The sequence below is a fragment of the Ruminococcus sp. Marseille-P6503 genome (assembly GCF_900604945.1).
GTDB lineage: Bacteria > Bacillota > Clostridia > Oscillospirales > Ruminococcaceae > FB2012.
On record NZ_UWPB01000001.1, the window covers coordinates 1,053,631 to 1,078,912 of the forward strand.

Genomic DNA, 25,282 nt, shown 5'->3' on the forward strand with positions numbered 1-25,282 from the left:
GACCTCCGGCAAAGCCGCCGGACGCTGAACACGCGGCAGCGTTTATATCAGCAGGGATTCCACAATACCTACAACCGTCCTGAATAACGGCAGCGATATGATAAGCATGGAAACCTTTCCTGCAAGCTCTATCTGAGAGGCGATACAGCTTTCTCCGCAGTCCCGGCAGCAATCGCCGGCAAGCTGTGTTATATAGCAGATTCCCAGCCCTTTAAAGATTATAGTCAGGTAATCCTCGCTCATCTGAGCCTGAAAGAAAAGCTCTTTGATTACCGACTGCACCTGTATCAGCTCGCCGACTATTTTTAAGATAACGATACAGGCAGCCGAGAGCGTCAGCACCGACTTTATTTCACTGCCGTTTTTTTCAAGGACTTTGCAGATTATGCACGCGGTAAGGCAAAATCCGGTAATAGCTATAATATCCATCAGTACAGACCAAAAACGCTTTTGATGGTTTCAAACAGATTTCCGATTTGATTTACAATCATCATAAGCACAACAATCAATCCTGCCAGAGTTGTCATCATCGCCTGCTCGTCCCGCTCGGCACGTTTCAGAAGCTGATTCAGCACAGCTACTATGATGCCTATTGCCGCTATTTTAAAAATCAAATCAACTTCCATCAAACTGCTCCTCTATATTAAAATTACCGCCAAAAACGCTCCTCCCAATATACCCATAGACTTATACAGTCTGCATTTAGCCTGCGTTTCCTCGTCCGCGCGGCAAAGACATTCCCTGAAATATTCCTTGTAATGAGAAATGATCGCCAGCTGTCCTTCTAAATCCGTCGATCCAAGCTCCAGAAAAAAACTGTTCAGATTATGCTTTTCCTCTTCGGTCAGTTCAAGCCCGGTACGCTTTACAGCGCCGCATACCGCTTCCTTTATATCGGCTTCACCGCTTAAAGAATACTGTTCAATAAAGTCAATATCCTTTATTTCATCGCATATCCTGTAATGCTCCAGAAGCTCGCTGAAGGTACAGGCGTTGTATTTTATCATAATTTCAGATTCTTCCAGCAGCCTGATTATTTTCTTTAATGCCTTTCCGTGCAGCTTGACCTTATCAGAGGCAGTTATTCCTATAAGTCCCCCGGACATCAATATAAGCGCCAGACCGATCATTTTAACCATATTTATCACCAAGCCTGTATAAGGCTGTAAGCTTGCCGCACATAGGACCGGTTCCCAGCAAGGCGCAGTAATCGAAAACCTTTTCTTTGATAAGCTTTGATACAAGCGGTCTTTTTTTCAGCTCGTCTATGGTTGAAGCGTGGCATGAGGCTATCAGCTTGACTCCTGAATTCACTGCATATTCCAGCGCTTTCATATCCTCCTTGGAGCCTATTTCATCACAGACAAGAATCGTCGGCGACATCACCTTCACAGCCGTCATGATTCCGTCGTATTTGTTATAGGAATTAAAAACGTCGGACATCATTCCGACATCGTTCATTGCGGCTCCGTCCTTTGTCGCCGCAAGCTCGTTACGCTCATCAATGACGGAAAGCCGGTAAAATGAACCTGCGATGCGGCATAAATCCCTGAGCACCGTAGTTTTCCCGCTTGAAGGCGGACCGGCAATAATAAGCGACGACGGTCTTTCGGACAAGGTCTTTTCAAATATTTCCACAGAGCAGTTTTTTACCTCTCTCGCGATCCTTATATTAATGGAGGATATATTTTTTATACTGTCAACCGCATAATCTTTTGAGGGATCAAGCACGGCAGTGCCGCAGAAGCCTACCCTGTTTCCGCCTTCCGCGGTTATATAGCCTCTTGAAATCTCGCGGTGAAAGCTGTGAACTGAATTTTGCAGCGCCCTTTTATATGTAACGGCTATATCGTCCGCCGCAACCGGTATACCGTCGCTGTAATTGTTCATAAGACGTCCCTTACCGTCCACAAAATATTCTTTGCCGTATAAGGTAACGGTCAGCATTTTGCTTAGTCTGAGCCTAATCTCCTGAATACGGTTGCGTTCCGGCTCAGGTATTGAAATAATCGCGTTCCTTATTTTAGGCGTAAGCAATTCATATGAAAACTTAAGCTTGCTTATTTCCATGTTCATTATAATTCCGCTCCCCGGCTGTTAGCTTTTGATTTCAACAGGCTGACTTGTCCTGTATCATGTTTCATAAATATGCGGTGCGTTTTTCGTATATGCATACATATCCTCATTAAAAATATGAGTTGTGTAATTTTAAAAAAAGCTTGAATGTTTTATGGATATATGTTATAATAGTTGTACAGCATTTTTTATGTTAATATTTTTGCGGCCGCGGATCATATAATGCTTTCTGCGATACAGGCATTAAAAGAGTTCGGTTCGGTCATAAGGTATGCTAATTAGAACAAAGAATAAAAAAATTAAGGAGAAACAAGTATGGCAGGCAATTTAAGCGAAGAACAGATAAAGGTTCTTAATATGTCCCAAAAGGTAATAGGCGAGGCAAAGAAGGTTATCATTGGCAAGGACGAAATTATAATCAAGGTTCTGCTGGCTATCCTTGCGGGAGGTCATATTCTTATCGAGGATATTCCTGGAGTAGGAAAAACTACGCTTGCTCTCGCGCTTTCCAAGGCGCTGTCGCTGGATTACAAAAGGCTTCAGTTTACGCCCGACGTGCTTCCGACAGACGTAACAGGATTTACTATACTTAATAAGGAAAGCGGAAAATTTGAATATAAAAAAGGCGCGGCAATGACTAACCTTTTTCTTGCGGACGAAATAAACAGAACCTCTTCAAAAACGCAGTCTGCTCTTCTGGAGGTTATGGAGGAGGGAAAGGTAACTGTCGACGGCGTTACTTATAAAACTCCTGAGCCGTATATCGTTATTGCGACCCAGAATCCTATCGGCTCGATAGGAACCCAAATGCTTCCGGAATCTCAGATGGACAGATTTATCGTCCGCCTTACAATGGGGTATCCAAGTCTTGAAAACGAAGTTATGATGCTTAAATCAAAGCAAAATCAGGTTTCTGTTGACAATGTCGAGCCGGTCGTTACGGCAGACGAGATAATTGAGGCAAGAAAGATCGTTGACAGCGTTTATGTTGCCGATCCAGTTCTTGAATACATTGCAAGGCTTGCGGAAGCGTCAAGGAATCACCCGTATATCAAGCTGGGGCTTTCGCCCAGAGGAACGATCGCGCTTTTAAAAATGACAAAGGCTACGGCGCTGCTCAAGGGCAGAGATTACATTATTCCTGACGATGTTATATACGCCTTTTCCGACGTTGTTTCACACAGAATAATACTCAGCTCTAAAGCAAGAATAAACGGCGCGGAGGAGGAGCGGATACTTAAAGAGATCATATCCTCCGTAAAGATCCCCAGAATAAGTCGATAAACGGTGACGGCCAATGATTTTTATTTATATTGTGCTTGTTATAGCGTCTGTATTATTTTATATACTTTATGAAGGCGCTTTTTCTTTTTATCTGTTTTCGTTTGTAGTTATTCTTTCTGCGGTTTTAAATGTTCTGCTGTCATATACCCGGAAAAGGATAAGCGTTTCATTTCTCGAAACGCAGTTGTCAGCAAGCAGAAAGAAAAAAATTCCTGTCGTTTTAAAGGTTCAGAACACGTCGGCTCTGCCTGTGCCTATCTGTATGATCACTGTTTCATATACGTCCGCACTAGAAAACAAGACCGAATATTTTAAGATAAATACTCCCATATTCCCTAAAAACGTACAATATCTGACGTTGAATATTTCTTCTCTGCACTGCGGAACAGTAAACCTGAAAATCAAACAGGTGAAAATTATAGATATGCTCAGGATCTTCAGGCGCAGGATAAAAGCTGACAAGGGCGGCTTAATGCTTAACGAGTGCAGTATTGCTGTCGCTCCCGACTACATCAAGCTGGAAAACCAAATATGCGATTATTCAGACATGGGACTGGAAACCGGCAATTACTCCAAAACCCAAAAGGGCGACGACCCTTCGGAGATTTTCGATATTCACGAGTATTCCGAAGGGGACAAGATCAGCCGTATACACTGGAAGCTTACTGCAAAGCAGGACAAAACAATGGTAAAGGATTATTCGCTGCCGCTGACAAATTCAATATTCATATGCGTCAGCCTTTACTTCGACAGCGCAAACGGAAGCGACGAGCTTCTTGATCAATATGACGCGCTTATTGAAACCGCCGCCGCTGTCTCGATGCATTTATGCGAAAATAATCGTCCTCACAAAATTGTATGGTACGACAGCGAAGCGGAGCGGAATATGACCTGCAGCGTGACGGATATCGACGATTACCGCTACATGATAAACAGTCTGCTCAAAGCGCGGATATGTGCGGACAGCGGCAAGCTTCTGGATTGTCTGTACAGCGGACGGCAGGAAAAATGCGGACATATGCTTTACTGTACTTCCGGATACAGCGACAGGCTGTACGACTCGGTCACGCGGCTTGGAATTGCCTTTAAATATACGGTTCTGCTTATAGAAAACAATAAAAAAGACAAGCCTGAATCAAATGGAGCAAACGGCGAAAATTATTCCGTCGTTCCCGTATTTCCGGACATGATTAGCGAAAGCATTGAAAATCTTATTTTATAAGCGGCGATATCCTTTATAAAGGAGATAACATGATAAAAGGAATAAAACAAAAAAACAACAAAACAATAATAAACGGCTCCAACGGCATAAGCATAGACGGCGACATTTCTTTTTCATCAGACAAAGAGATCAGAGGCGGCGGTTTTAAAGCCGTTCAATTCGCAATAACCGCTTTCGCCGCGATATGTACCGTTTTTATGGGAGCGTCTTTTCTTGATATTGATATAGCGTCGGCTTCTGCGGCTCTTTTGATTATCCTGCTGTCCGCCGCTTTCGCGTTTATGACTTCAAAGCTCAGGGTTCTGCGCTTTATCGGGATCGCCTATGCGGCAGTACACACAATATATCTGATCTCAAATATAAAAAGTATCAGAAACGGCTTCTTTTACGCGGCGTACATATACCTTCAGAAAGCAAACCAGCCCGATTCTTTTTTCAGCAGCAGAATAGAAGATATAAGCTCACATTACTATGACTATTATTCAACCTACTTCTTCATTTTTCTTGGAACCGTTATAGTAATAATTCTTGCCGTAGCCTGTATGATCAGAATAGATTTTCCCATGATGTTTATCATTACATTTCCGGTCTTTGAGCTGGGAATGTACTGGGGCTGGCAGCCGAAAACCTGGACTGCCGCAGGGCTTTTGATCTGCTGGATAACTGTGCTTGCGCTGAACATAATCAATCATACGACAAACAAAGCAGGCAGAATCAATACATATGCGCTTCACAGCAGAAAAAAGACCTATTATTTTACTTCCTCTGATTTAAAACAGAAATTTTTCTCCGTATATTCAAGAAGCGTTGCCGTTCTCTGCGCCGTTATATTTATATGTCCGATTATTTTTTCGCTTATAACGGGTTTCGTACGCCCCGAGGCATTTGCGCCTATAAGAAAAAATATATCCAACGCTGTAAAAAATTTTTCCTTTAATGAAATGAAAAACCTGTTTGAGGATTACGACGGAGGCTTCAACCTGTTCGGCGTCAAAACCGTAGGCGGAACAAACGGAGGAATACTCGGACAGACCGACAGCATAAACTTCAACGGCTCCACCGCGTTAAAGGTAACGGCTGCCGCTCCTTCCTATCCTCTTTATCTGAGAGGATATGTCGCGGGAAATTATGAGGATAACCGATGGAATGAAATCGAAATTGAAGAGGACGACGAACGTCTGAAAATATTCAGTGAAAACGGAATATATCCTCAGGACTTTAACTATTATCAGAATTACAAGAAATATCAGAGTATAGAACAGCCCGACAATCTTTTGGGTACAAACCGCGAAATAACAGTTTCTGTTCTCGGCGCCAGCAAAAGGTTTGTTTATGCTCCCTATATGGCTTATTATACCAGCGACGGAAATACCGGCGATGATAAAATGGCGCCTAATGAAGAATCGTACGTCAGTCTGAGAAGCAGAAAATATTCGCTGTATTATACCGATTTTTCTGAATCGGGAAGATCCTGGGAGGATATTATTTCAAATCTGAACAATTACGTTTATTCTGACCAATTGACAAAAAAGTATAACAATTTTGTATATGAGAAATATCTTGATGTTAACAACTCAGAAATCTTAGACAGCGTTTATAACGACATACTGAACAACTATATGGATTCTGAGATCCGCAGCGCGCAGAATCTTATTAACGCTGTATCCAGCTATTTTAACGAAAATTATAAATATACTCTTTCGCCCGGAAAGACCCCCGAGGGCGAGGACTTTATTGATTATTTTCTTTCAGAGCAGAAGGAAGGCTATTGCTCATACTATGCTTCCGCCGGAGTAATGCTGATGAGAAAATTCGGTTTCCCAGCCAGGTATGTAGAAGGCTACGTCGTGCTTCCCTCGCAGTTTACAGACAGCGGCGAGCCTTCTACGATCACGGTAACGGATAAGGCCGCTCACGCATGGTGCGAGGTTTTTATTTCAAATATCGGCTGGGTGCCCTGCGAATTTACACCGGGCTATCAGAATGACAATCCCAATATGACGGAAAGAGAAAAAAATCCTGCCGTCAGCTCAGCTACAACAACCGTAACTACCACTTCGCCAAGCATAAATACGGATACTGCCGCTTCCAGAGCGCCTCAGTCTACTACCGCGGCGTCAACGACGGCTGGCACAACTAAAAAAGCTTCCGAAACCGTCAGAAGCTCTGCCGCTGAAAGCTCCGCCTTCGTTTACGCCGAAAGCAAAAACGAAGCGCTGAAAATGGTAGTTATTTATGCTTCCGGCATCGCGGTTATCGTAATTGCCGTGGTACTGCGGAGAAAATACGCTCTATCGGGGATAAAACGCCGGATAACCGAAAAAGATAACAAAAAGGCTATACAAAACGTATATCTGCTGTGTCTTAAATATTTGTCGCTCATCTCGGTCAGCACAGATAAAAATATTACCGATATGCAGGCTACCTGTGAGATACTTGAACAGTGCCATAAAAAGAATATAACCGAGCTTGACGAGGATTTCATGCGTTTATCCGAGCTTGCCTGCGAAGCCTATCTTGGCGGAGGCACAATGTCTGACGACGAGGCTGAATTCGCCCGTATATTCCTGAAACGCCTGTCTGACGAAATAATCTATACCAGACTTTCCGCAGCAGGCAAATTTGCAGCCAAATGGATATACAATCTTTACTGAAAATAACAACACTATAAACTTCAGCGGGCGGTCAAAAGCCGCCCTACGTGTTTTAACGGCGCATTTGCGCGCTTACCGTAGGGAGATTATGACCGTCCGCTGATTATTTTTACCTTATACAAACAGCAGACGCCTGCGTATTTTTATTCTGCCGTATCCAGCATTTTTACAGCCTTAAGCATTATGGCACATTCAAGACGCTTTTTCTGAATCTGGCACGAAAGCTTGTGAGCGTTATGAATATCTCCGGCATAAATATAGTTATTCGCGTTACAGCCTCCGCTGCAATAAAATTTTGCCCAGCACTTTTTACATTCCGGCTTTGAGTAAACATGAGAGCCGGCAAAAACGGTTTTCATTTCATCGTCAAAAGTACCGTCGTGAAGATTGCCCATTTTATAATCCTCAATTCCTACAAACTGATGACAGGGGTATATATCTCCGTCTGGCGTTACCGCAACATATTCGTTGCCGCAGCCGCAGCCTCTCAGCCGTTTTATAGCGCACGGTCCCTGATCAAGATCAAGCATGAAATGAAAGAAATTGATAAATTTCCCTTCGCTCTGAATTTTTTTGATTTTTTCAGCAAGAATCTCGTATTCCTTAAAAATCTTTGTCAGATCGCCCTCGGTAATAGCATAAGGCTCTGAGGGATCAGCCATAACGGGTTCCACCGAAATCTGATCAAAGCCCAGCTCATACAGATGCATTACGTCGTTTGAAAAGTCAAGATTATACTTGGTATACGTTCCTCTCACATAATAATCCTTATCGCCGCGCATTGAAACAAACTTTTTGAAATTGTCAGTTATCTTATCGTAAGAGCCTGTACCGTCCACTCTTTTTCTCATACGGTCGTTGACTTCTTTTCTGCCGTCGATGGAAAGCACAACATTGGACATCTCTCTGTTGATAAAATCCATTTTATCTTCCGTCAGAAGCATTCCGTTAGTGGTTATGGTAAATCTGAAGGTTTTGCCGCATTCCTTTTCTCTTGAACGCGCATATTCGACGATCTGTTTTACGACTCCAAAATTCATCAAAGGCTCGCCGCCGAAAAAGTCAAGCTCGAGGAATTTGCGGTCAGCCGATTTTTCAATAAGAAAATCTATGGCTTTTTTTCCGGTTTCAAAATCCATAAGCTTTCTTCCTTCTCCGAAATCTCCGGTTGAAGCAAAGCAATAGTCGCATCTTAAATTACAGTCGTGAGCGATATGAAGACACATTGCCTTGACCGGAGAAGCGACTGCCGAAAGCGCAAATCTTTCATAATCGTCCTCGCTGAACAGAATTTTATCGTTGTAAAGCTGAACTATTTCCTGATAACACTCTTCTATTTCACCGGGGTCGTAAGCCTTTGAAAGCTTAGACAGCGCCTCCGGGGGACACTCCTTTTCAAAAGGAGGCTCTACATTATCAAGAAGATCGTATGTAAGATCGTCTATAATATGAACTCCTCCGCTGTTTACATCCAGTAATATATTAAATCCGCCGAGCTTAAACTTATGTATCATTTCTATCATTCCTTAATAATAAACTTATGCAAAAATTAAAGGGACATAAATGTCCCTTTAAGGTCAATTGCAAGTAAAATTATGCGTCTTTTTCGCATTTCTGATTAGCGACTGTGCAAGATGTCTTGCAGGCAGACTGGCACGAAGCCTGACATTTACCGCAGCCGCCCTTTTCAGCAGTTTTCTTCAAATTTGCTTTGTTAATCGTCTTGATATGTTTCATAATAAATTCCTCCACTTTTGATTTGCTTTAATTATACCATATAATGCAATGAGTATTATGAATAATAAGTTACCTAGATATAAACATTTGATTCAACTACAATCTTCTGCTTTTGGAATTTACCCCTACTATACCTCCCAAAGCTCCGAACACAAGGGTCATTACCAGCTTTGCCGACCCTGAAAAGCCTGAAATAGTCTGCGCAAAAAAGGTACTGATAATAAATATTACAAAAAACATAAATAATCCGCAAAGCACTCCCATAAAAAGTCCGTTTTTTCTGCGCTTTTTTGCGCTTACAAACCCACCTGCATATGCTCCTGCGCACAGCGCTGCCGACGTCATAACTGAAATTACAGTATCGGCGGCGTCTATTTTTGTAATAAGATACGCAAAAGCGATAACCATAAGAAACACTACAGAAAAGCCTATCAAAGCCGAAAAAGCAGTGCAGCTTAACGCTGAAAGCCTTAGTCCCGCGCCTCTTCTTCTGGGCATATAAATCCCTCCTGACTTTTTATTTAATGTTATTCATAAAAAAAGCAGTTTATTCCTGAAGCGGCGTATTTAATATCGGGCAATTATCAGTTTGTCAGCTATCCTGATACGCTAAACAGAAAAAGCCGTTTTCGATATATAAAATCAAAAACGGCTTATAAATATTCCTTATCATTACCGACTAATTAAACGAAATCCCGATCACTCGTCATGAACAGTGAGATTTTTTGCAATCGCCCATTTCATAACCCTGATCTTTGAACGGTCGCCTCCGGTTTCAATTACAACGGTATCGTCCTTGATGGAAAACACTATACCGACGATTCCTCCGTTAGTTACAACCTCGTCTCCTATTTCAAGCGAATCTCTCATCTGAGCGTCTTTCTTATCCTGCTTTTTCTGCGGACGGATAATAAAGAAATAGAAAAAAACGATCAGCAGCGCCAAAGGAATCAAGGTTACAAGCAAGCTGCTTCCTGAAGCGCTTCCCGACGCTGTAAGCACTGAAATATAATTCATTTTGCAATCCTCCAAACTAATTATTCTATAATATTATACCAGATAATTTATAGATGTTCAAGGGGTTTAACAAATATTTTTAATTTCAGCGTAAATTATTTGTTTCTGATATATTCATCAATAGAAGCAGCGGCGGTCTTTCCTGCTCCCATAGCCAGAATTACTGTGGCGGCGCCTGTTACCGCGTCTCCGCCTGCATAAACGCCCTCCTTCGTCGTAGCCATATCATCCTGATTTACCACAAGACATCCGCGGCTGTTTGCCTCAAGACCGTGGGTCGTTGTTCTGATAAGAGGATTCGGAGAAGTGCCTATAGACATTATTACCGTATCAACGTCGAGCATAAAATTAGACCCCTTTATTTCAATAGGACGCCTTCTGCCGCTCTCGTCAGGCTCGCCCAGCTCCATCTTAACGCATTCAAGACCGATTACATTGCAGTTTTCATCACCGATCACCTTGACCGGATTATTGAGAACAAGAAACTCTATTCCCTCCTCCATAGCGTGGTGAATTTCCTCGCGTCTGGCGGGCATTTCATCAAGAGAACGTCTGTATACAATATATACGTGATCGGCTCCCAGGCGCATGGCTGAACGCGCCGCGTCCATCGCTACGTTTCCTCCGCCTACGACCGCAACCGATCCGGATTTCTTTATAGGCGTTGCGTAATCGTCAAGATATGCTTTCATAAGGTTGATTCTGGTAAGATATTCGTTAGCGGAATATACGCCTACCAGTCCCTCGCCTTCTATTCCCATAAATCTAGGAAGTCCCGCGCCCGAACCGATAAACACCGCTTCATAGCCCTGTTCAAGAAGCTCGTCCACAGAAAGCACCTTGCCGATAACCATGTTTGTCATTATGTTTACGCCAAGCTCTTTGAGATTGTCAACCTCCTTCTGAACTATTGCCTTGGGAAGCCTGAATTCGGGAATACCGTACATCAGAACTCCGCCGGCAGTATGGAAGGCTTCATAAATAGTGACCTCATAACCCAGCTTGGCAAGATCTCCGGCGCAGGTAAGACCGGCGGGTCCCGCTCCAACGACCGCCACCTTGTGACCGTTGGAAACAGGCTTTTCATTACTTGCAGCCTTGTCCATCATATAATCAGCGCAAAATCTTTCCAGACGTCCGATACCTACAGGCTCGCCCTTGATTCCTCTTACGCATTTTCCCTCGCACTGATTTTCCTGGGGACACACACGTCCGCAGACAGCAGGAAGTCCGTTAGTAGACTTGATAATCCTGTACGCCTCTTCAAACTCTCCGGCTGCAACCTTTTCGATAAACTCAGGTATTTTCACTCCTACCGGACAGCCGCTTACGCAGGGCTTGTTCTTGCAGTGAAGACACCTTGTTGCCTCCTCCATCGCTTCTTCCTTTGTATATCCCAAAGAAACCTCTTTGAAGTTTCTGGCTCTTACCTTAGGGTCCTGCTCGCCAATAGGCGTTTTCTTTAAACTCATATTAGCCATTATCTCACACCTCCGGTCAATCTGCATATATGAGCAGCTTCCTGCTCCTTATAAGTACCGTTTCTTTTCATAAGCTCGTCAAAATCCACCTTATGTCCGTCGAAATCCGGGCCGTCAACACAGGCGTATCTGATTTTTCCGTCCACAGTCACACGGCAGCCGCCGCACATTCCGGTTCCGTCTACCATGATCGGATTAAGCGAAACCGTAGTTTTAATGCCGTAAGGCTCGGTTGTCTTACATACGAATTTCATCATCGGAACGGGACCGATCGCTATAACCTCGTCATACTTAATACCGCTGTCGATAAGCTCTTTAAGCATATCGGTAACAAATCCCTTTTTACCGTAAGAACCGTCGTCGGTGCAGACATACAGCTCAGACGAAACCTCTTTCATTTCATCTTCAAGAATAATGATATCCTTGCTCCTGAAGCCGGCTATAAGATCGACATGAACTCCCATTCCATGCAGCTTTTTAGCCTGCGGATACGCGATAGCGCAGCCTACTCCGCCTCCGATCACGGCAACGCGCTTCGCTCCCTCCTCATACTTGGTAGGAACCCCCAGCGGTCCGACTACATCGAGAATAAAATCGCCCTCGTCAAGAGCCGCAAGCTGCTGCGTCGAGCCTCCGATCGTCTGGAAAATAATCGTAATAGTACCCTTTTCCCTGTCATAATCCGCGATCGTCAAAGGAATTCTTTCTCCCTTTTCATCAATTCTATAAATGATAAACTGACCCGCGTCGGCTTTCGCCGCAATATACGGAGCGTCAATTTCCATAAGAACTACCTGTTCGTTCAATTGTTTTCTTCTGACTATTTTATACACTTTTATCCCTCCCAAAGAATATAAAGACACATCCCTCTATGCCATTGTAGATATTATACAGCATATTAATCAATTTTTCAAGTCAATTCTGTTAAAAACGCTGTAATATACGATATTTATATGGCTTTTTTATGCAATTATATATACTCAGCAGCATAATCTATTGCTTAAAATACATATCAGTCTGTCAAAGCCTTTTTTATCAGAGCTTTTTCCTTATCCAGCCGTTGGGACAAGCTTTCCTCGGGGCAAAAGATATTAATATAGTTATAAAGCGCGACCCCTCCGTAATTATCAAGACCTTGCGAGGTTTTTATCTGACTTGAAATTATGCCCGTATTTTCAGAAAATTCTTCATCTTCGGCTATTTTATACGGAGCAAGACCTATTACAAGCTTTGTGTTTCCCTGCCTTGCAATTTCGCTCCATTCCTCCGCGGTTTCTTCAAAGGGCTTGATCTGATTGTCATATCCGAAATAAATCTGCGGAACTATATAATCGATATATCCCTCCTCGCTGCACCACCTTTTAATGTCTGCATACATATAGCTGTAATTGTTTTCTATATTCCCCTGCGGAGAAATCCCGAACAGAATATCCTTATTTACCGATTTTACAGTATCATATATTTCTCCTACCAATTTTGAACAGTTGTCCAATCTCCAGTCGGATAACGATATAGACGCTCCGGCTTCAACATACGTTTCTGAATCAAAGTATTCTTCGGTAGTAGGATAAAAATAATCGTCCATATGTATTCCGTCGATTTTATAGTTTCTGCAAAGCTCCTCTGCCCCGCTGCATATAAGCTCCCTTACATCCTCCTCGGCAGGGTTCAGCCAATAGCGCTCATCGTCCTTTACCTTTACAAGATATTCACTGTATTTCCCGGGATCATTATACCACTCGCTTAATATACCGCTATCAAGCTTTGACAGGTTTTCTTCCGTTTCGCACCTTAAGGGGTTTATCCACGCGTGAAACGACAGCCCGTTCTGATGCGCGCAATCCACCATTATTTCCAGAGGATCATAATCCGGCTCCTGACCGGCATATCCGGTAATCCCCTTTGACCAGGGATAGTACTCGGATCTATAGTAGGCGTCGCCGAAGCTTCTCACATGAACGTAAACCGTATTGCAGCCCAGCTCCTTTATGTTCGCGCAGGCCTGTGAAAAAGCGTTTTTGAACTCGTCCTCCGCTTTTCCGGTAATCATGGGAGCAAGGTCGATATAAGATATCCATACCGACTTTTGCTCGTCGTAATTCAAAGGAATATACTCGTTCGGCGAAGCATAGCCGCTATCGTATTCAGTATGCCTGTCCGCCTGCACGGCTGAGCTGAACTGCGGGACGGGAGAAACGCTCTGAAGCTGAATTTCGCTGCTCAGACCCTCCGCCCCAGAGCATGACGTCAGCGTCAGAAACGCCGCAGCGAAAACAAGCAGTTCTTTTTTCATATAAAATCCTCCGTTTTCAGGTACATAAAATTTAAAATAAACTTATCCGGTATAACAAGTATATTATAAACGGTAAAAATATATGAAAAAACCGCCTTGGCAATTAAACCAAAGCGGTTTGTGGTATTACGGTATAAGTCTGTTTATATCTCTCGGGAACATAGAGGTCTCTCTGATATTGTTTTTATTAAGCAGCTTCATAAGCAGTCTTTCAAGGCCTATTCCCAGACCGCCGTGAGGGGGCAGACCGTATTTGTGAGCTTCAAGGTAGCTCCTGAAGTCCTCGGGATCGAGTCCCTGCGCTTTCAGCTTCTCTACCTGCTCGTTATAATCGTGAATTCTCTGTCCGCCGGAGGTTATTTCAAGTCCCCTGAACAGCAGATCGAACTTATACGCTTCTCTGGGATCCTCTCTTGAGTTCATTGCGTAAAACGGCGGCTTGGACGAAGGAAAATGCGTTACGAAAATAAATTCGCTGTTATACTTTTCCTTTGCGTATTCGCACAGCTTCACTTCGTCCTCAGGATCAAGGTCAAATTTCTTTCCGTTACCCTCTCCGCCTCTCAGAAGCTCGATCGCGTCGCAGAACTTGATGGAAGGTATCTCTGTTATTTCAGGAATATCGGCTTCCAGAATTTTTATTTCATTCTGATAATTTTCCCTGATATATTCCATTATAGACTTAAGCATGGCGGTTTCCATTGCCATAACGTCATACATACTGTCAATATAGCCCATTTCAAAGTCAAGACCTATATATTCGTTTATATGACGGGAGGTGGCGTGTTTTTCGGCTCTGTATACCGGAGCTATCTCATAAACCCTGTCAAAAAACGCTACCGCTGCCTGCTTATAAAACTGCGGAGACTGATTCAGAAACGCTGATTTCTGGAAATAATCAAGACGGAATATATTCGCTCCGCCCTCGGCGCCCTGAGCAACGATTTTAGGAGTATGGATCTCGGTAAAATCATTTTCATGCATAAACCTATGCATTCCGTGAACGATTCCCTCCTGAAGCTTGAAAACAGCTCTCTCATAGGGATTCCTCAGCGCAACGGTGCGGTTGTCAAGATTGACGTCTATAGTACAGTTAAGTCTGCCCTGTGAAATTTTAAGCGGATATTCGGCTGCAGGAGTTGAAATCAGCTTTATCTCAGAAAGCTCAATTTCAATTCCGGCAAAGTCCTTCGCGTTTTCTTTAACCGTACCCTTTACCCAAACAAAATAACCCTCGCGCAGACCTTCAATGCTGTCCTTACAGGTATCGGGGCTGTAAACCGTCTGAATGACGTTAAAAGCGGTTCTGACGACAACAAAGGAAATGCTGCCCATTTTCCTTATTTTATAAACGCAGGCTTCAAATTCGATCTCTTTGCCTATATTGCTTTTTGCATCTTCAAGAGAAAATTCCTTTTTAAGGCTGTCCGTTCCAACCATCAGAAGCTTTCCGTCTTTCTGAGGCACATATTTACCGAAATTTTTGTATTTCGTCAGCTTTGAGGTATCTACCGTATTCTCTTCTTCCGTATGCTCCGTATTCTTTTCGGCCGGAGCGGCAGACAGCTTTTTAAGCTTGCTCTCCAAAGCCTCTTTTATTACCTTCGGAGTCGCAGCGCCTTTAAGAGCCTTTGTGCATTGACCCATCAGGAATCCGAAAACCTTGGTTTCTCCGTTTGCATACTGCTCTGCCTGAGCGGAATTTGAAGCAAGAATATCATCAATCACCGAGTTGACTTTCTCGGTATCGACAGTAATAATATAGCCGTTCCTTTCAGCAATAATCTCAGGATTCTCTCCCTTTTCAACCATTTCCCTGAACACAGCCTTAGCGTCGTTCTTTGATATCTTCTCACTGTCAGCCATCTTAACAAGCTCCGCAAGCTGCCGCGAAGTAAAGGAGATATTATCAATATCTATTTCTCCGAGATTGATACGTCTCATAAATTCTCCGAGTATAAATACGGCAATACTCTTAGGATTATTATAAGCCTTTACCGCTTCCTCAAAGAAGTCGGAAATAGTTTTCGACTGAATAAGAATATCAGCGTCAACCTCGGAAATTCCCCAGCTGATATATTTTTTGACGCGCTGATCAGGCATTTCCGGCAGCCTATCCTTAATTTCCATAAGCTGCTGATCTGTAAGATTTACCTGCAGGATGTCCGGCTCGGGAAAATATCTGTAGTCGTTGGCGTTTTCTTTTGTACGCATTGAAGTGGTCTTATCTCTGTTCGCGTTATAGCGCCTTGTTTCCTGAACGACCTTTTTACCCGCTTCAAGCAGCAACGCCTGACGCTTTTCCTCATACTGAATAGCGCGTCCGACGGATTTTATGGAGTTGATATTCTTTATCTCCGCTCTTGTTCCGAACTCAGTCGCGTCAGGTCTCATAAGCGAAATATTAACATCGCATCTCAAAGAGCCCTGCTCCATTTTACAGTCGCATACGCCCGCATACTGTAAAAGAAGCGATATCTGCTCTACAAACGCCATAGCCTCCTCGGCGGAAGAAATATCCGGCTCGGTTACAATTTCTATCAGGGGGATTCCGCAGCGGTTGTAGTCCGCCATGGAAACGCCGTTAAAATCGTCATGCACCAGCTTTCCCGCGTCCTCCTCAAGGTGAATGTGGTTGATCCTGATATTTTTCTTAACTCCGTTTACCTCGATAGGCACGCTTCCCGCTCCCACGATAGGATAATAAAGCTGAGATATCTGGTATGCCTTGGGCAAATCAGGATAAAAATAATTCTTTCTGTCAAACGCGGAAAATTTATTTATCTCACAGTTAAGAGCATAGCCTGCTCTGACCGCATACTCAACCGCAGTCTGGTTAATTACGGGCAGCGTTCCCGGCATACCTGTGCAGACGGGACAGCATCTTGAATTCTGGGAACCTCCGAATTCAGCGGAGCAGTTGCAGAATATCTTAGTTTTGGTAAGCAGCTCGGCGTGGATTTCAAGACCGATGACAGTTCTCCATTTTTCCATTTGTCTTTTCCTCCTTTAAAGCTTAGGCATAACAGGCGTGAAGCCCTGCTCAAACGCGTCTGATACCTGCAGTACCGTTGCCTCGTCAAATTTTTTGCCGATCACCGACATACCGATAGGCATTCCTCCGGCGTTATATCCGCATACGGTAGACACCGCCGGAAGCCCTGCGATATTTACCGTTACCGTACAGATATCAGCCTGGTACATCTGGACGGGATCGGAAGTCATTTCAGGAGTATAAGCGACCGTAGGAGTAGTCGGGGTAAGAATCACATCGCACTTTTCAAAAATCGCCGCGTATTCCTCCCTGATAAGCTGGCGCAGCGCCAGAGCCTTTCTGTAATAAGCGTCATAATAGCCGCTTGAAAGCGCGTAGTTACCGAGCAGTATCCTTCTCTTTACCTCGCTGCCGAAGCCTTCCGACCGCGACTTGGTAACAAGCTCTTCATAGCTGCCGGCATCTGCCGCGCGGTGACCGTACTTTATTCCGTCGTATCTTGAAAGATTGGAAGCCGCTTCGGCGCAGGCAAGAAGATAATACGCAGGCACGGCATATTTCAGCGAAGGCATTTCACATTCAATGATTTCAGCGCCCATCGCCTTATATTCCTCCGCCGCCTTTAATACGGCAGCCTTTATCTCATCGTCAATGCCGTTTTCAAAAAATTCTTTGGGGAGAGCGATTTTTAATCCTCTGACCGGCTGACCGATTTTTTCAGTAAAATCAGGTACGGCTGCCTTAGCGCTGGTTCCGTCGTGAGGATCATAGCCGCAGATCGCGTTAAGTATCAGAGCGCAGTCATGACTGTCCCTTGCAATAGGCCCTATCTGATCGAAGGAAGAAGCGAACGCGACCAATCCGTATCTGGAAACGCGGCTGTAGGTCGGCTTTATTCCCGTAACGCCGCAGAAGGCAGAAGGCTGCCTTATAGAACCGCCGGTATCTGACCCCAGCGCCGCGGGAGCAAGTCCTCCTGCAACAGCAGCGGCGGAACCGCCGGAGGATCCCCCCGGAACGCAGCTGACATCGTAGGGATTCCTGGTTTTCGCAAACGCAGAGGTCTGGGTAGAGCCGCCCATTGCAAACTCGTCCATGGAGGTCTTTCCAAGCATAACTATATTCTGCGAATTCAGCTTATCCATGACGGTGGCATTATAGACAGGGATAAAATTTTCAAGTATTCTGGAAGCGCAGGTCGTCTTTACGCCTTCAGTACAGATATTGTCCTTTATCGCCATAGGTATGCCTGTAAGCGGCATTGCTTTGCCGTCGTCTATTATTTTCTGAGCCTGCCGAGCCTGTTTTACGGCAAGCTCCTCGGTAACGGTAATAAAGCTCTGAAGCTTTCCGTCGTATTTTTTTATGTTTGAAATATATTCGCCCGCCAGCTCCTCGGCAGAAATTTTTCTTTCGTCCAAAGCCGCGCGCATATCGCGGATTTTCATTGAAGATACGTCCACTTTACAACAACTCCTTTATTTAATGATCATTCAACTACCTTAGGAACTACGAAGCAGTTATCAGAATTGACCGCGTTCTGAAGCACCTTTGCGGTTTCCATTGACGGAGCTGAAGCATCTTCACGAAGATCGTTAAGATACGCGTTATGATTATCCTTCAATGCGTCATAAGTAATATCAATTTCCTTGACAGTATCCATAAGATCAATAATATCAGTCATTTCATTTGCAGTCTTTTCAAGCTCATCATCTGAAAACTCCAGCTTTCCAAGCTCGGCAAGATATTTCACCATATCCAGATCCATATTATTTCCCCGACCTTTCCGTATTTTTTAAAGCTTAAATTAGCTATACTAATAAAATATTATATTATATTCTGCCCTATTTTGCAAGTCTTTTTCACTAAATTGAGCAAAAATAAAAACTGAATATTTCAGTTATCAAACAAGAAAATCCACAAACCAAGGCTTGCGGATTTCAAAAATTATTTTAAATACTTGTCCATAATATCACAGAAATCAAAAGTTCTGAAATAATCGGCCGGAGTTTCCGCCCGTCTGATCATCTGAACGGAACCGTCCTCCTTCAGAAGAAGCTCCGCCGAACGCAGCTTTCCGTTATAGTTGTATCCCATCGAAAAACCGTGGGCTCCCGTATCGTGGATCACCAGAATATCGCCGTTATCTATCTCCGGCAGCATTCTGTCAATCGCGAATTTGTCGTTGTTTTCGCACAGCCCGCCGGTTACGTCATACTTATGGTCGCAAGCGGCGTTTTCCTTGCCGAGCACCGTTATATGATGATAGGAACCGTACATCGCGGGTCTCATAAGATTGCAGGCGCAGGCGTCTACGCCTATATATTCCTTATATATATGCTTTTGATGAACGCATTTTGTAACAAGATGACCGTACGGAGCGAGCATATATCTTCCCAGCTCGGTAAATATAGCGACATCTCCCATTCCAGCAGGCGCGAGAATTTCGTCAAACGCCCTGTGAACCCCCTCGCCGATAGCCAGGATATCATTCTGAGGCTTGTCAGGCTCATATGCTATGCCTACTCCGCCGGAAAGATTTATAAAGCTGATATCAGCTCCGGTCTTTTCCCTCAGCTCAACGGCAAGCTCAAAAAGAATTCTGGCAAGCTTGGGATAATACGCGTTGGAAACCGTATTCGACGCAAGAAAGGCGTGGATACCGAAATGCTTTACGCCCTTAGCTTTCAGGATTTTAAAGCCCTCGAACAGCTGCTCTCTTGTAAAGCCGTATTTAGCCTCCCCCGGATTATCCATGATCTGGGTCTCGATCTCAAAATGTCCTCCCGGGTTAAAGCGGCAGCATACGGTTTCAGGAAGCCCGCAAAGCTTATCCAGAAATTCAATATGCGTAAAATCGTCAAGATTTATATATGCTCCCAGCTCCTTAGCCTTAAGCATATCCTCTTTCGGAGTAACGTTTGACGAAAACATTATATCGCTTCCGCTGAAGCCGCAGCACTCGCTCATCATCAGCTCTGTAAGCGAAGAGCAGTCAACGCCGCAGCCTTCCTCCTGAAGTATTTTCAGAATAAAAGGATTAGGAGTCGCTTTTACCGCAAAATACTCCCTGAACCCCTTGTTCCAGCTAAAAGCCTTGTATAGTTTTCTGGCGTTTTCTCTGATGCCCTTTTCATCATAAATGTGAAAGGGAGTCGGATACTTTGAAATTATTTCTTCCGCTTGTTCCTTTGTTATAAATGGTGTTTTCATTAAGTTCAATCCTTTTATCAATATATATTATATCATAGCATTTTCACCGACATTCGTCAATATAAAAAATAAAAATTTATATATTAGCTAATTTCTTCATACGTTTTTATACTGCTATTGTGTACTTTTTATTTATTTTTAACGCCGCCTGATGAAAATATCAAAAAAAGTTGCCTTTTTGAGCTTACTGTGATATAATAAATAAATATGAAACATCGAAAGGATGGGCGTTATGGATATTTCCAAGGGAGATACTTTGGTTATGAAGAAAAAACATCCGTGCGGAGAGAACAAAATGCTTGTTTTAAGATCCGGCATGGATTTTAAATTGAAGTGCGCCGGATGCGGACATGAATTTATGATTCCAAGAAGCAAGGCGGAAAAAAACGTAAAATCAATCATCAAAGAAGCGGAGTCTTAGCGCTGCATAATAAGCTTGCTTACGTCTGCCAGCTGTCTTTTGCGCGCAAATAACCGTAAAGGCAGCTGTAAAAGAGTATTATCAGGAGGATTATTATGTTTGACAAATTAAAAGCGATTGAAGATAAATTCAACGAAATCAACGAAAGACTCATGCAGCCTGAGGTAGTAAACGACAATAAGCTGTATACGTCTCTTATGAAGGAATACAGCAGTCTTTCGCCCATAGCCGAAAAATTTGGCGAATACAAAAAATCAAAAGCGGCCTTCGACGAGGCTCAGGAGCTGCTCGACTCAGGAGAGCTTGACAGGGATTTCAAGGAAATGGCTCAGGCGCAGCTTGTCGAATCCAAAAAGGAGATGGAGGCTCTCAGCGAGGAGCTGAAGATCCTGCTGCTGCCGAAAGATCCCAACGACGAAAAGAACGTTATCGTTGAGATCAGGGGCGGCGCGGGCGGAGAGGAAGCGGCCTTGTTTGCCAACTCACTCTACAGAATGTATACTTTGTACGCCGCTTCAAAGGGCTGGAACACAGAGGTCCTTAACGCTAACGAAACAGAGCTTGGAGGGTATAAGGAGATATCCTTTATGATAGAAGGCGAAGGCGCGTATTCACGCTTTAAGTACGAAAGCGGAGTTCACAGGGTCCAGCGCGTTCCGGAAACCGAATCACAGGGGCGTGTCCACACGTCTACCGTTACCGTAGCGGTTCTGCCGGAAGCGGAAGATGTAGAGCTTGAAATAAACGACAAGGATCTGAAAATAGACGTTTTCCGTTCTTCAGGAGCAGGAGGACAGCATATAAACAAAACCTCGTCCGCTATCAGGATCACCCATCTGCCTACGGGAATGGTCGTCGAGTGTCAGGACGAACGCTCTCAGTACAAAAACAAGGACAAGGCTATGAAAGTCCTGCGTTCACGTCTGCTTGAACAGAAGCAGGCGGCTCATGATAATGAGATCGCTTCAGAAAGACGTTCGCAGATCGGTACCGGCGACCGCTCTGAGAGAATACGGACATATAATTTTCCAGAGGGCAGGATTTCAGATCACAGAATAGGACTTACGATTTACAGGCTTGAATACATTCTTAACGGAAATCTTGACGAGGTTATAGACGCTCTGGCCACGGCAGACCAGGCGGCAAAGCTTTCGCAGCAGGAAGAAGCGTAGCCGATGAATTATAATACTGAAATTTTGACTGCCGACAGCAGTTCGATAAGAAAAGCAGCCGGATTAATAAAAAACGGCGAGGTCGTAGGTATGCCTACGGAAACCGTCTACGGTCTTGCGGCAAACGCGCTTGACGAGTCGGCTGTCGCCAAGATCTTTATCGCGAAGGGCAGACCTCAGGACAATCCTCTGATCGTTCATATATCATGTATGGAAATGCTTGACGGACTTGTAACTGCCGTTCCTGAAACAGCGGTGAAATGCGCCGAAAGGTTCTGGCCCGGTCCGCTGACTATGATACTGCCTAAAACAGAAAAAATTCCTTCGGCAACAAGCGCCGGACTTGATACCGTAGGAATAAGAATGCCTTCAAACAAAACGGCGAGAGCCTTGATAGACGCCTGCGGACTGCCGCTCGCCGCGCCGTCTGCAAATCTTTCGGGAAGCCCTTCGCCTACCTCCGCTCTGCACGTTTACGACGATATGAACGGAAGAATACCCTGTATTTTAGACGACGGCAGGTGCGCGGTCGGCGTGGAATCCACCGTGATTTCATTTGAAGACGACGCGGTCAGACTGCTTCGTCCGGGATTTATTTCCGTGTCGGACCTGAAAGAAGTAACAGAGAATGTTATCGTCGACAAGGGAGTTCTGGACGCCGTTTCACAGAACGCCGTTGTGGCTTCTCCGGGAATGAAGTACAAGCACTATTCGCCCAACGCAGACGTCATAATAATTGACGGAAGTCTTGACAGCTTCAGAAAATATGTGTCAGAGAACAGCGGCGGGAATACCTGGTGTATGACATTTTCCGAAAGCGACCTGTCGGGAATAGACTGTCCCTCTGTAGTTTACGGTTCATCCGACAAAGAACAGGCAAGGCGTATTTTTGACGCGCTGCGAGAGCTTGATAAAAACGGCGCAGACAAGGTGTTTGCCAGATGTCCCCAAAAGGCCGGAGTAGGTCTGGCGGTGTATAACAGACTTCTGCGCGCCGCAGGTTTTCAGGTGATAAGGCTATGAAAAAAAATTATTTCACAATAGGTCTTACAGGTCAGACCGGAGCGGGGAAAACAACTGTCAGTGAGATTTTCGCCTCGCACGGCTTTGAAATAATAAACTGCGACAAAATAGCCCGAACTGTTACGGCTGACGGAAGCCGGTGCAACAAAGAGCTGGCTGAAATTTTCCCGGAGTGCTTTGATTCAGCTTTATCTCTGAACAGGAGAAAGCTCGGCGAAATAGTCTTTAACGATTCCGGCAAGCTGGCAAGGCTTAACGGCACGATTTTTCCGTATATCACCGAGGAGATCTCAAATCAGATAGAAAGACTCGCCGCCTGCGGAAAAAGGTATATCCTGCTTGACGCGCCTACGCTTTTCGAAGCGGGAGCGGATAAACTGTGCGATACAATAGTAAGCTGCATAGCTGATGAAAGGATACGCGCGGAAAGAATCGTTGCAAGGGATTCCATATCCTACGAGCTTGCCAAAAGCAGAATATCCTCCCAGAAGCCCGACAGCTTTTTCATTGAAAATTCAGACTATATAATACGAAACAACGGCTCGGTTTCAGACGCATTTGCACAAACCGAACGTATAATAAAACAAATAAAGGAAAGGTATAATGGCTAAAAGGCGAAGAAAAAAGAAAAAAACGCGCGCTCCGATGATACTGTTCATTATGCTTATAGCATTGCTTATTATAGGAGGCCTGATATATATTTACCGCGATACCATAACTGAAAACGCCAAAAGACTGAGTCCTAACGTATTCACATATCCCACGGAGTACGAGGAGTTTGTTGTAAAATACTCAAAGGAATACGATATCGATCCCAGATATGTTTTTGCTGTAATCAATACCGAAAGTCATTTTGACCCCGACGCTACTTCAGATGTGGGCGCAAGAGGGCTTATGCAGATAATGGAGGACGCCTATGACTGGATAAAATTCAGGCTTGACGACCAGCGGGAGCATACCTATGACGATATGTACGATCCTGAGCTTAATATCCAATACGGAACGTATATGCTAAAATATCTGTACGACAAATTTGACAGCTCTTATGAGCTTGCGGCTGCCGCTTATCACGGCGGAATGAACGCGGTTGACGGCTGGATTTCCGAAGGAACCGTCGATCCGGAAAACTTCAAACTGGAGGACGTACCCTCGGATATAACCGCGGACTACATATACAAAGTTATGAATGCGTATAATAAATACAAGGAAAAACTTAAGGAGGATTTTGAAAATGGATAAAAGCATTGAAAAGACGGAAGGCGAAAAGCTGGCTGAAAAGCTGCTTTCCGACCATAAGCACGGAGGTCTTATTCTCAGCGACAGCAAGCTGAAAAAGGCTATGGCGTTTTCAGAGAATTATAAAAGCTTTCTGAACAAAGCCAAAACTGAGCGCGAAGCTGTAATCGAAAGCGTAAAGAAGGCCGAGGACTGCGGTTTTACAGAATTTGAACCCGGCAGAAAATATAACGCCGGAGATAAATTTTATTTTGTAAACCGTGATAAGGCGGTTATTCTGACGGTAATGGGAAAAAAGCCGCTGTCGGAAGGAATACGGATAGCGGCGGCTCATATAGATTCGCCAAGGCTTGACCTGAAGCAGAATCCTTTATATGAGGATCAGGAGATCGCTTTGTTCAAAACCCATTATTACGGAGGAATCAAAAAATATCAGTGGGCTGCGATTCCACTGTCCCTGCACGGCGTTATCATCAAAGCTAACGGCGAAAAGGTCAGCGTTAATATAGGCGAGGACAAAAACGATCCTGTATTCTGCGTAACGGATCTGCTGCCCCACCTTGCGGCCGCTCAGATGAAGAGAACTCCGGCAGAGCTTATCAAGGGCGAGGAGCTTAATATTCTCGTCGGTTCGCTTCCCTTCAAAGACGATAAGGTTTCAAACAAGGTAAAGCTGAATATCATGTCCATTCTCAACGAAAAGTACGGCATAGTGGAGGACGATTTTATTTCCGCCGAGCTTGAGGCCGTTCCTCAGTTCAAGGCCTGCGACGTCGGCTTCGACAGGAGCATGGTGGGCAGCTACGGTCAGGACGACAGAGTCTGCGCCTATACAGCTCTGGAAGCTATTCTGAAATGCAAAAACCCAAAGCATACCTGCATGACGGTTCTGACCGACAAGGAGGAAACCGGCAGCGACGGAAACACAGGGCTCAACAGCTCTTACCTTCCTTACTTCATCAATAATCTCGCCGCGGTATACGGCTTTGAGGGATATAACGTTATGTCCGCGTCGGAATGTCTGTCAGCTGATGTAAACGCGGCTGTCGATCCTACTTTCCCGGACGTAACTGAAATAAGAAACGCTTCAAAGCTGAATTACGGCGTCGTGGCAACAAAGTTTACCGGCTCCAGAGGAAAATCCGGAACCTCGGACGCTTCGGCGGAATTTGTGGGACGCGTCCGCAGGCTGTTTGACGAAAACAACGTTATTTGGCAGACCGGCGAGCTTGGCAAAGTAGATATGGGCGGCGGCGGAACGGTCGCTCAGTATATAGCCAATCTCGATATAAACGTAATTGACGTAGGCGTTCCTGTGCTGTCAATGCACGCTCCTTTTGAGATCACGTCAAAAATTGATATTTACATGGCTTTCAAGGCTTTCTCAGTATTTTTTGAAGACTGATTGTCTGATCGGCGTTTTTTAACTCCTGTGCATTTTTGTACGGGAGTTTTTTG

General features: G+C 44.4%; 24 protein-coding genes. 9 read left to right on the forward strand and 15 right to left on the reverse strand.

Going from position 1 to position 25,282, the window contains the following annotated elements; genetic code table 11:
• Positions 1 to 42: 42 nt before the first annotated feature.
• Genes EIH25_RS12590 through EIH25_RS04910 form a run of 4 tightly spaced genes read right to left on the reverse strand, consistent with a single transcriptional unit; the run spans position 43 to position 2,076 of the window.
• Positions 43 to 429: a stage III sporulation AC/AD family protein gene (locus EIH25_RS12590; RefSeq protein ID WP_243113086.1), complete on the reverse strand. Its 387-nt coding sequence runs from the start codon at positions 427 to 429 to the stop codon at positions 43 to 45.
• Positions 429 to 626 (reverse strand): stage III sporulation protein AC, encoded by a 198-nt coding sequence (spoIIIAC, locus tag EIH25_RS04900; protein ID WP_124099126.1) that lies wholly within the window; start codon positions 624 to 626, stop codon positions 429 to 431. The genes EIH25_RS12590 and spoIIIAC overlap by 1 nt, the downstream gene beginning before the upstream one ends.
• Before the next feature lie 12 nt (positions 627 to 638).
• Positions 639 to 1,139 (reverse strand): stage III sporulation protein AB, encoded by a 501-nt coding sequence (locus EIH25_RS04905; protein WP_124099128.1) that lies wholly within the window; start codon positions 1,137 to 1,139, stop codon positions 639 to 641.
• Positions 1,132 to 2,076 carry a stage III sporulation protein AA gene (locus EIH25_RS04910; protein WP_124099130.1) on the reverse strand — a complete coding sequence of 315 codons (945 nt, stop codon included), beginning with the start codon at positions 2,074 to 2,076 and terminating at the stop codon, positions 1,132 to 1,134. Before EIH25_RS04910 ends, EIH25_RS04905 begins: the two co-directional genes overlap by 8 nt.
• Positions 2,077 to 2,391: 315 nt before the next feature.
• Here EIH25_RS04910 and EIH25_RS04915 point away from each other — a divergent pair, with 315 nt between their 5' ends.
• Genes EIH25_RS04915 through EIH25_RS04925 form a run of 3 tightly spaced genes read left to right on the forward strand, consistent with a single transcriptional unit; the run spans position 2,392 to position 7,236 of the window.
• Complete coding sequence (locus tag EIH25_RS04915) at positions 2,392 to 3,360, forward strand: MoxR family ATPase (RefSeq protein WP_124099132.1); 969 nt, start codon at positions 2,392 to 2,394, stop codon at positions 3,358 to 3,360.
• Between the two features lie 13 nt (positions 3,361 to 3,373).
• A complete protein-coding gene (locus EIH25_RS04920) occupies positions 3,374 to 4,582 on the forward strand; it encodes a DUF58 domain-containing protein (protein WP_124099134.1) in 1,209 nt (402 codons plus the stop codon).
• A 29-nt stretch (positions 4,583 to 4,611) separates the two neighbouring features.
• Positions 4,612 to 7,236, forward strand: a complete 2,625-nt coding sequence (locus tag EIH25_RS04925) for a transglutaminase-like domain-containing protein (protein WP_124099136.1) — start codon at positions 4,612 to 4,614, stop codon at positions 7,234 to 7,236.
• 143 nt (positions 7,237 to 7,379) lie between these two features.
• Here EIH25_RS04925 and scfB read toward each other — a convergent pair whose 3' ends face one another.
• The 11 genes from scfB to EIH25_RS04985 all read right to left on the reverse strand — a co-directional run bounded on the left by scfB (position 7,380) and on the right by EIH25_RS04985 (position 19,972).
• On the reverse strand, positions 7,380 to 8,750 hold the full coding sequence (gene scfB / locus EIH25_RS04930; RefSeq protein WP_206425685.1) for a thioether cross-link-forming SCIFF peptide maturase: 1,371 nt from the start codon (positions 8,748 to 8,750) through the stop codon (positions 7,380 to 7,382).
• A 79-nt stretch (positions 8,751 to 8,829) separates the two neighbouring features.
• On the reverse strand, positions 8,830 to 8,973 hold the full coding sequence (scfA, locus tag EIH25_RS04935; RefSeq protein ID WP_124099140.1) for a six-cysteine ranthipeptide SCIFF: 144 nt from the start codon (positions 8,971 to 8,973) through the stop codon (positions 8,830 to 8,832).
• A 96-nt stretch (positions 8,974 to 9,069) separates the two neighbouring features.
• Complete coding sequence (locus tag EIH25_RS04940; RefSeq protein WP_124099143.1) at positions 9,070 to 9,471, reverse strand: TIGR04086 family membrane protein; 402 nt, start codon at positions 9,469 to 9,471, stop codon at positions 9,070 to 9,072.
• 201 nt (positions 9,472 to 9,672) lie between these two features.
• Complete coding sequence (gene yajC, locus EIH25_RS04945; RefSeq protein WP_124099145.1) at positions 9,673 to 9,990, reverse strand: preprotein translocase subunit YajC; 318 nt, start codon at positions 9,988 to 9,990, stop codon at positions 9,673 to 9,675.
• 95 nt (positions 9,991 to 10,085) lie between these two features.
• Positions 10,086 to 11,471, reverse strand: coding sequence for an NADPH-dependent glutamate synthase (gene gltA, locus EIH25_RS04950; protein ID WP_124099148.1), 1,386 nt, complete (start codon positions 11,469 to 11,471; stop codon positions 10,086 to 10,088).
• Positions 11,471 to 12,304 (reverse strand): sulfide/dihydroorotate dehydrogenase-like FAD/NAD-binding protein, encoded by an 834-nt coding sequence (locus tag EIH25_RS04955; protein WP_124099150.1) that lies wholly within the window; start codon positions 12,302 to 12,304, stop codon positions 11,471 to 11,473. Before EIH25_RS04955 ends, gltA begins: the two co-directional genes overlap by 1 nt.
• A 179-nt stretch (positions 12,305 to 12,483) precedes the next feature.
• Positions 12,484 to 13,764, reverse strand: coding sequence for a family 10 glycosylhydrolase (locus EIH25_RS04960; protein ID WP_124099152.1), 1,281 nt, complete (start codon positions 13,762 to 13,764; stop codon positions 12,484 to 12,486).
• A 126-nt stretch (positions 13,765 to 13,890) separates the two neighbouring features.
• Positions 13,891 to 16,758, reverse strand: a complete 2,868-nt coding sequence (gene gatB / locus EIH25_RS12705; RefSeq protein WP_347561933.1) for an Asp-tRNA(Asn)/Glu-tRNA(Gln) amidotransferase subunit GatB — start codon at positions 16,756 to 16,758, stop codon at positions 13,891 to 13,893.
• Between the two features lie 15 nt (positions 16,759 to 16,773).
• Positions 16,774 to 18,222, reverse strand: a complete 1,449-nt coding sequence (gene gatA / locus EIH25_RS04975; RefSeq protein WP_347561934.1) for an Asp-tRNA(Asn)/Glu-tRNA(Gln) amidotransferase subunit GatA — start codon at positions 18,220 to 18,222, stop codon at positions 16,774 to 16,776.
• Between the two features lie 26 nt (positions 18,223 to 18,248).
• The gene (gene gatC, locus EIH25_RS04980) at positions 18,249 to 18,527 is read right to left on the reverse strand and encodes an Asp-tRNA(Asn)/Glu-tRNA(Gln) amidotransferase subunit GatC (RefSeq protein WP_124099155.1); all 279 of its coding nucleotides are present in this window, start codon (positions 18,525 to 18,527) and stop codon (positions 18,249 to 18,251) included.
• 179 nt (positions 18,528 to 18,706) lie between these two features.
• Positions 18,707 to 19,972 carry a diaminopimelate decarboxylase gene (locus EIH25_RS04985; protein WP_124099157.1) on the reverse strand — a complete coding sequence of 422 codons (1,266 nt, stop codon included), beginning with the start codon at positions 19,970 to 19,972 and terminating at the stop codon, positions 18,707 to 18,709.
• 232 nt (positions 19,973 to 20,204) lie between these two features.
• On the opposite strand from EIH25_RS04985, the gene EIH25_RS04990 reads away from it, so the two are divergent.
• The 6 genes from EIH25_RS04990 to EIH25_RS05015 all read left to right on the forward strand — a co-directional run bounded on the left by EIH25_RS04990 (position 20,205) and on the right by EIH25_RS05015 (position 25,229).
• On the forward strand, positions 20,205 to 20,393 hold the full coding sequence (locus EIH25_RS04990; protein WP_124099159.1) for a DUF951 domain-containing protein: 189 nt from the start codon (positions 20,205 to 20,207) through the stop codon (positions 20,391 to 20,393).
• A 95-nt stretch (positions 20,394 to 20,488) separates the two neighbouring features.
• Positions 20,489 to 21,565, forward strand: coding sequence for a peptide chain release factor 1 (prfA, locus tag EIH25_RS04995; RefSeq protein ID WP_124099161.1), 1,077 nt, complete (start codon positions 20,489 to 20,491; stop codon positions 21,563 to 21,565).
• 3 nt (positions 21,566 to 21,568) lie between these two features.
• Positions 21,569 to 22,588: an L-threonylcarbamoyladenylate synthase gene (locus EIH25_RS05000; RefSeq protein ID WP_124099163.1), complete on the forward strand. Its 1,020-nt coding sequence runs from the start codon at positions 21,569 to 21,571 to the stop codon at positions 22,586 to 22,588.
• The gene (gene coaE, locus EIH25_RS05005; protein ID WP_124099165.1) at positions 22,585 to 23,199 is read left to right on the forward strand and encodes a dephospho-CoA kinase; all 615 of its coding nucleotides are present in this window, start codon (positions 22,585 to 22,587) and stop codon (positions 23,197 to 23,199) included. The genes EIH25_RS05000 and coaE overlap by 4 nt, the downstream gene beginning before the upstream one ends.
• The gene (locus tag EIH25_RS05010; protein ID WP_124099167.1) at positions 23,192 to 23,827 is read left to right on the forward strand and encodes a lytic transglycosylase domain-containing protein; all 636 of its coding nucleotides are present in this window, start codon (positions 23,192 to 23,194) and stop codon (positions 23,825 to 23,827) included. The genes coaE and EIH25_RS05010 overlap by 8 nt, the downstream gene beginning before the upstream one ends.
• Positions 23,820 to 25,229, forward strand: coding sequence for an aminopeptidase (locus EIH25_RS05015; RefSeq protein WP_124099169.1), 1,410 nt, complete (start codon positions 23,820 to 23,822; stop codon positions 25,227 to 25,229). Before EIH25_RS05010 ends, EIH25_RS05015 begins: the two co-directional genes overlap by 8 nt.
• Positions 25,230 to 25,282 lie beyond the last annotated feature (53 nt).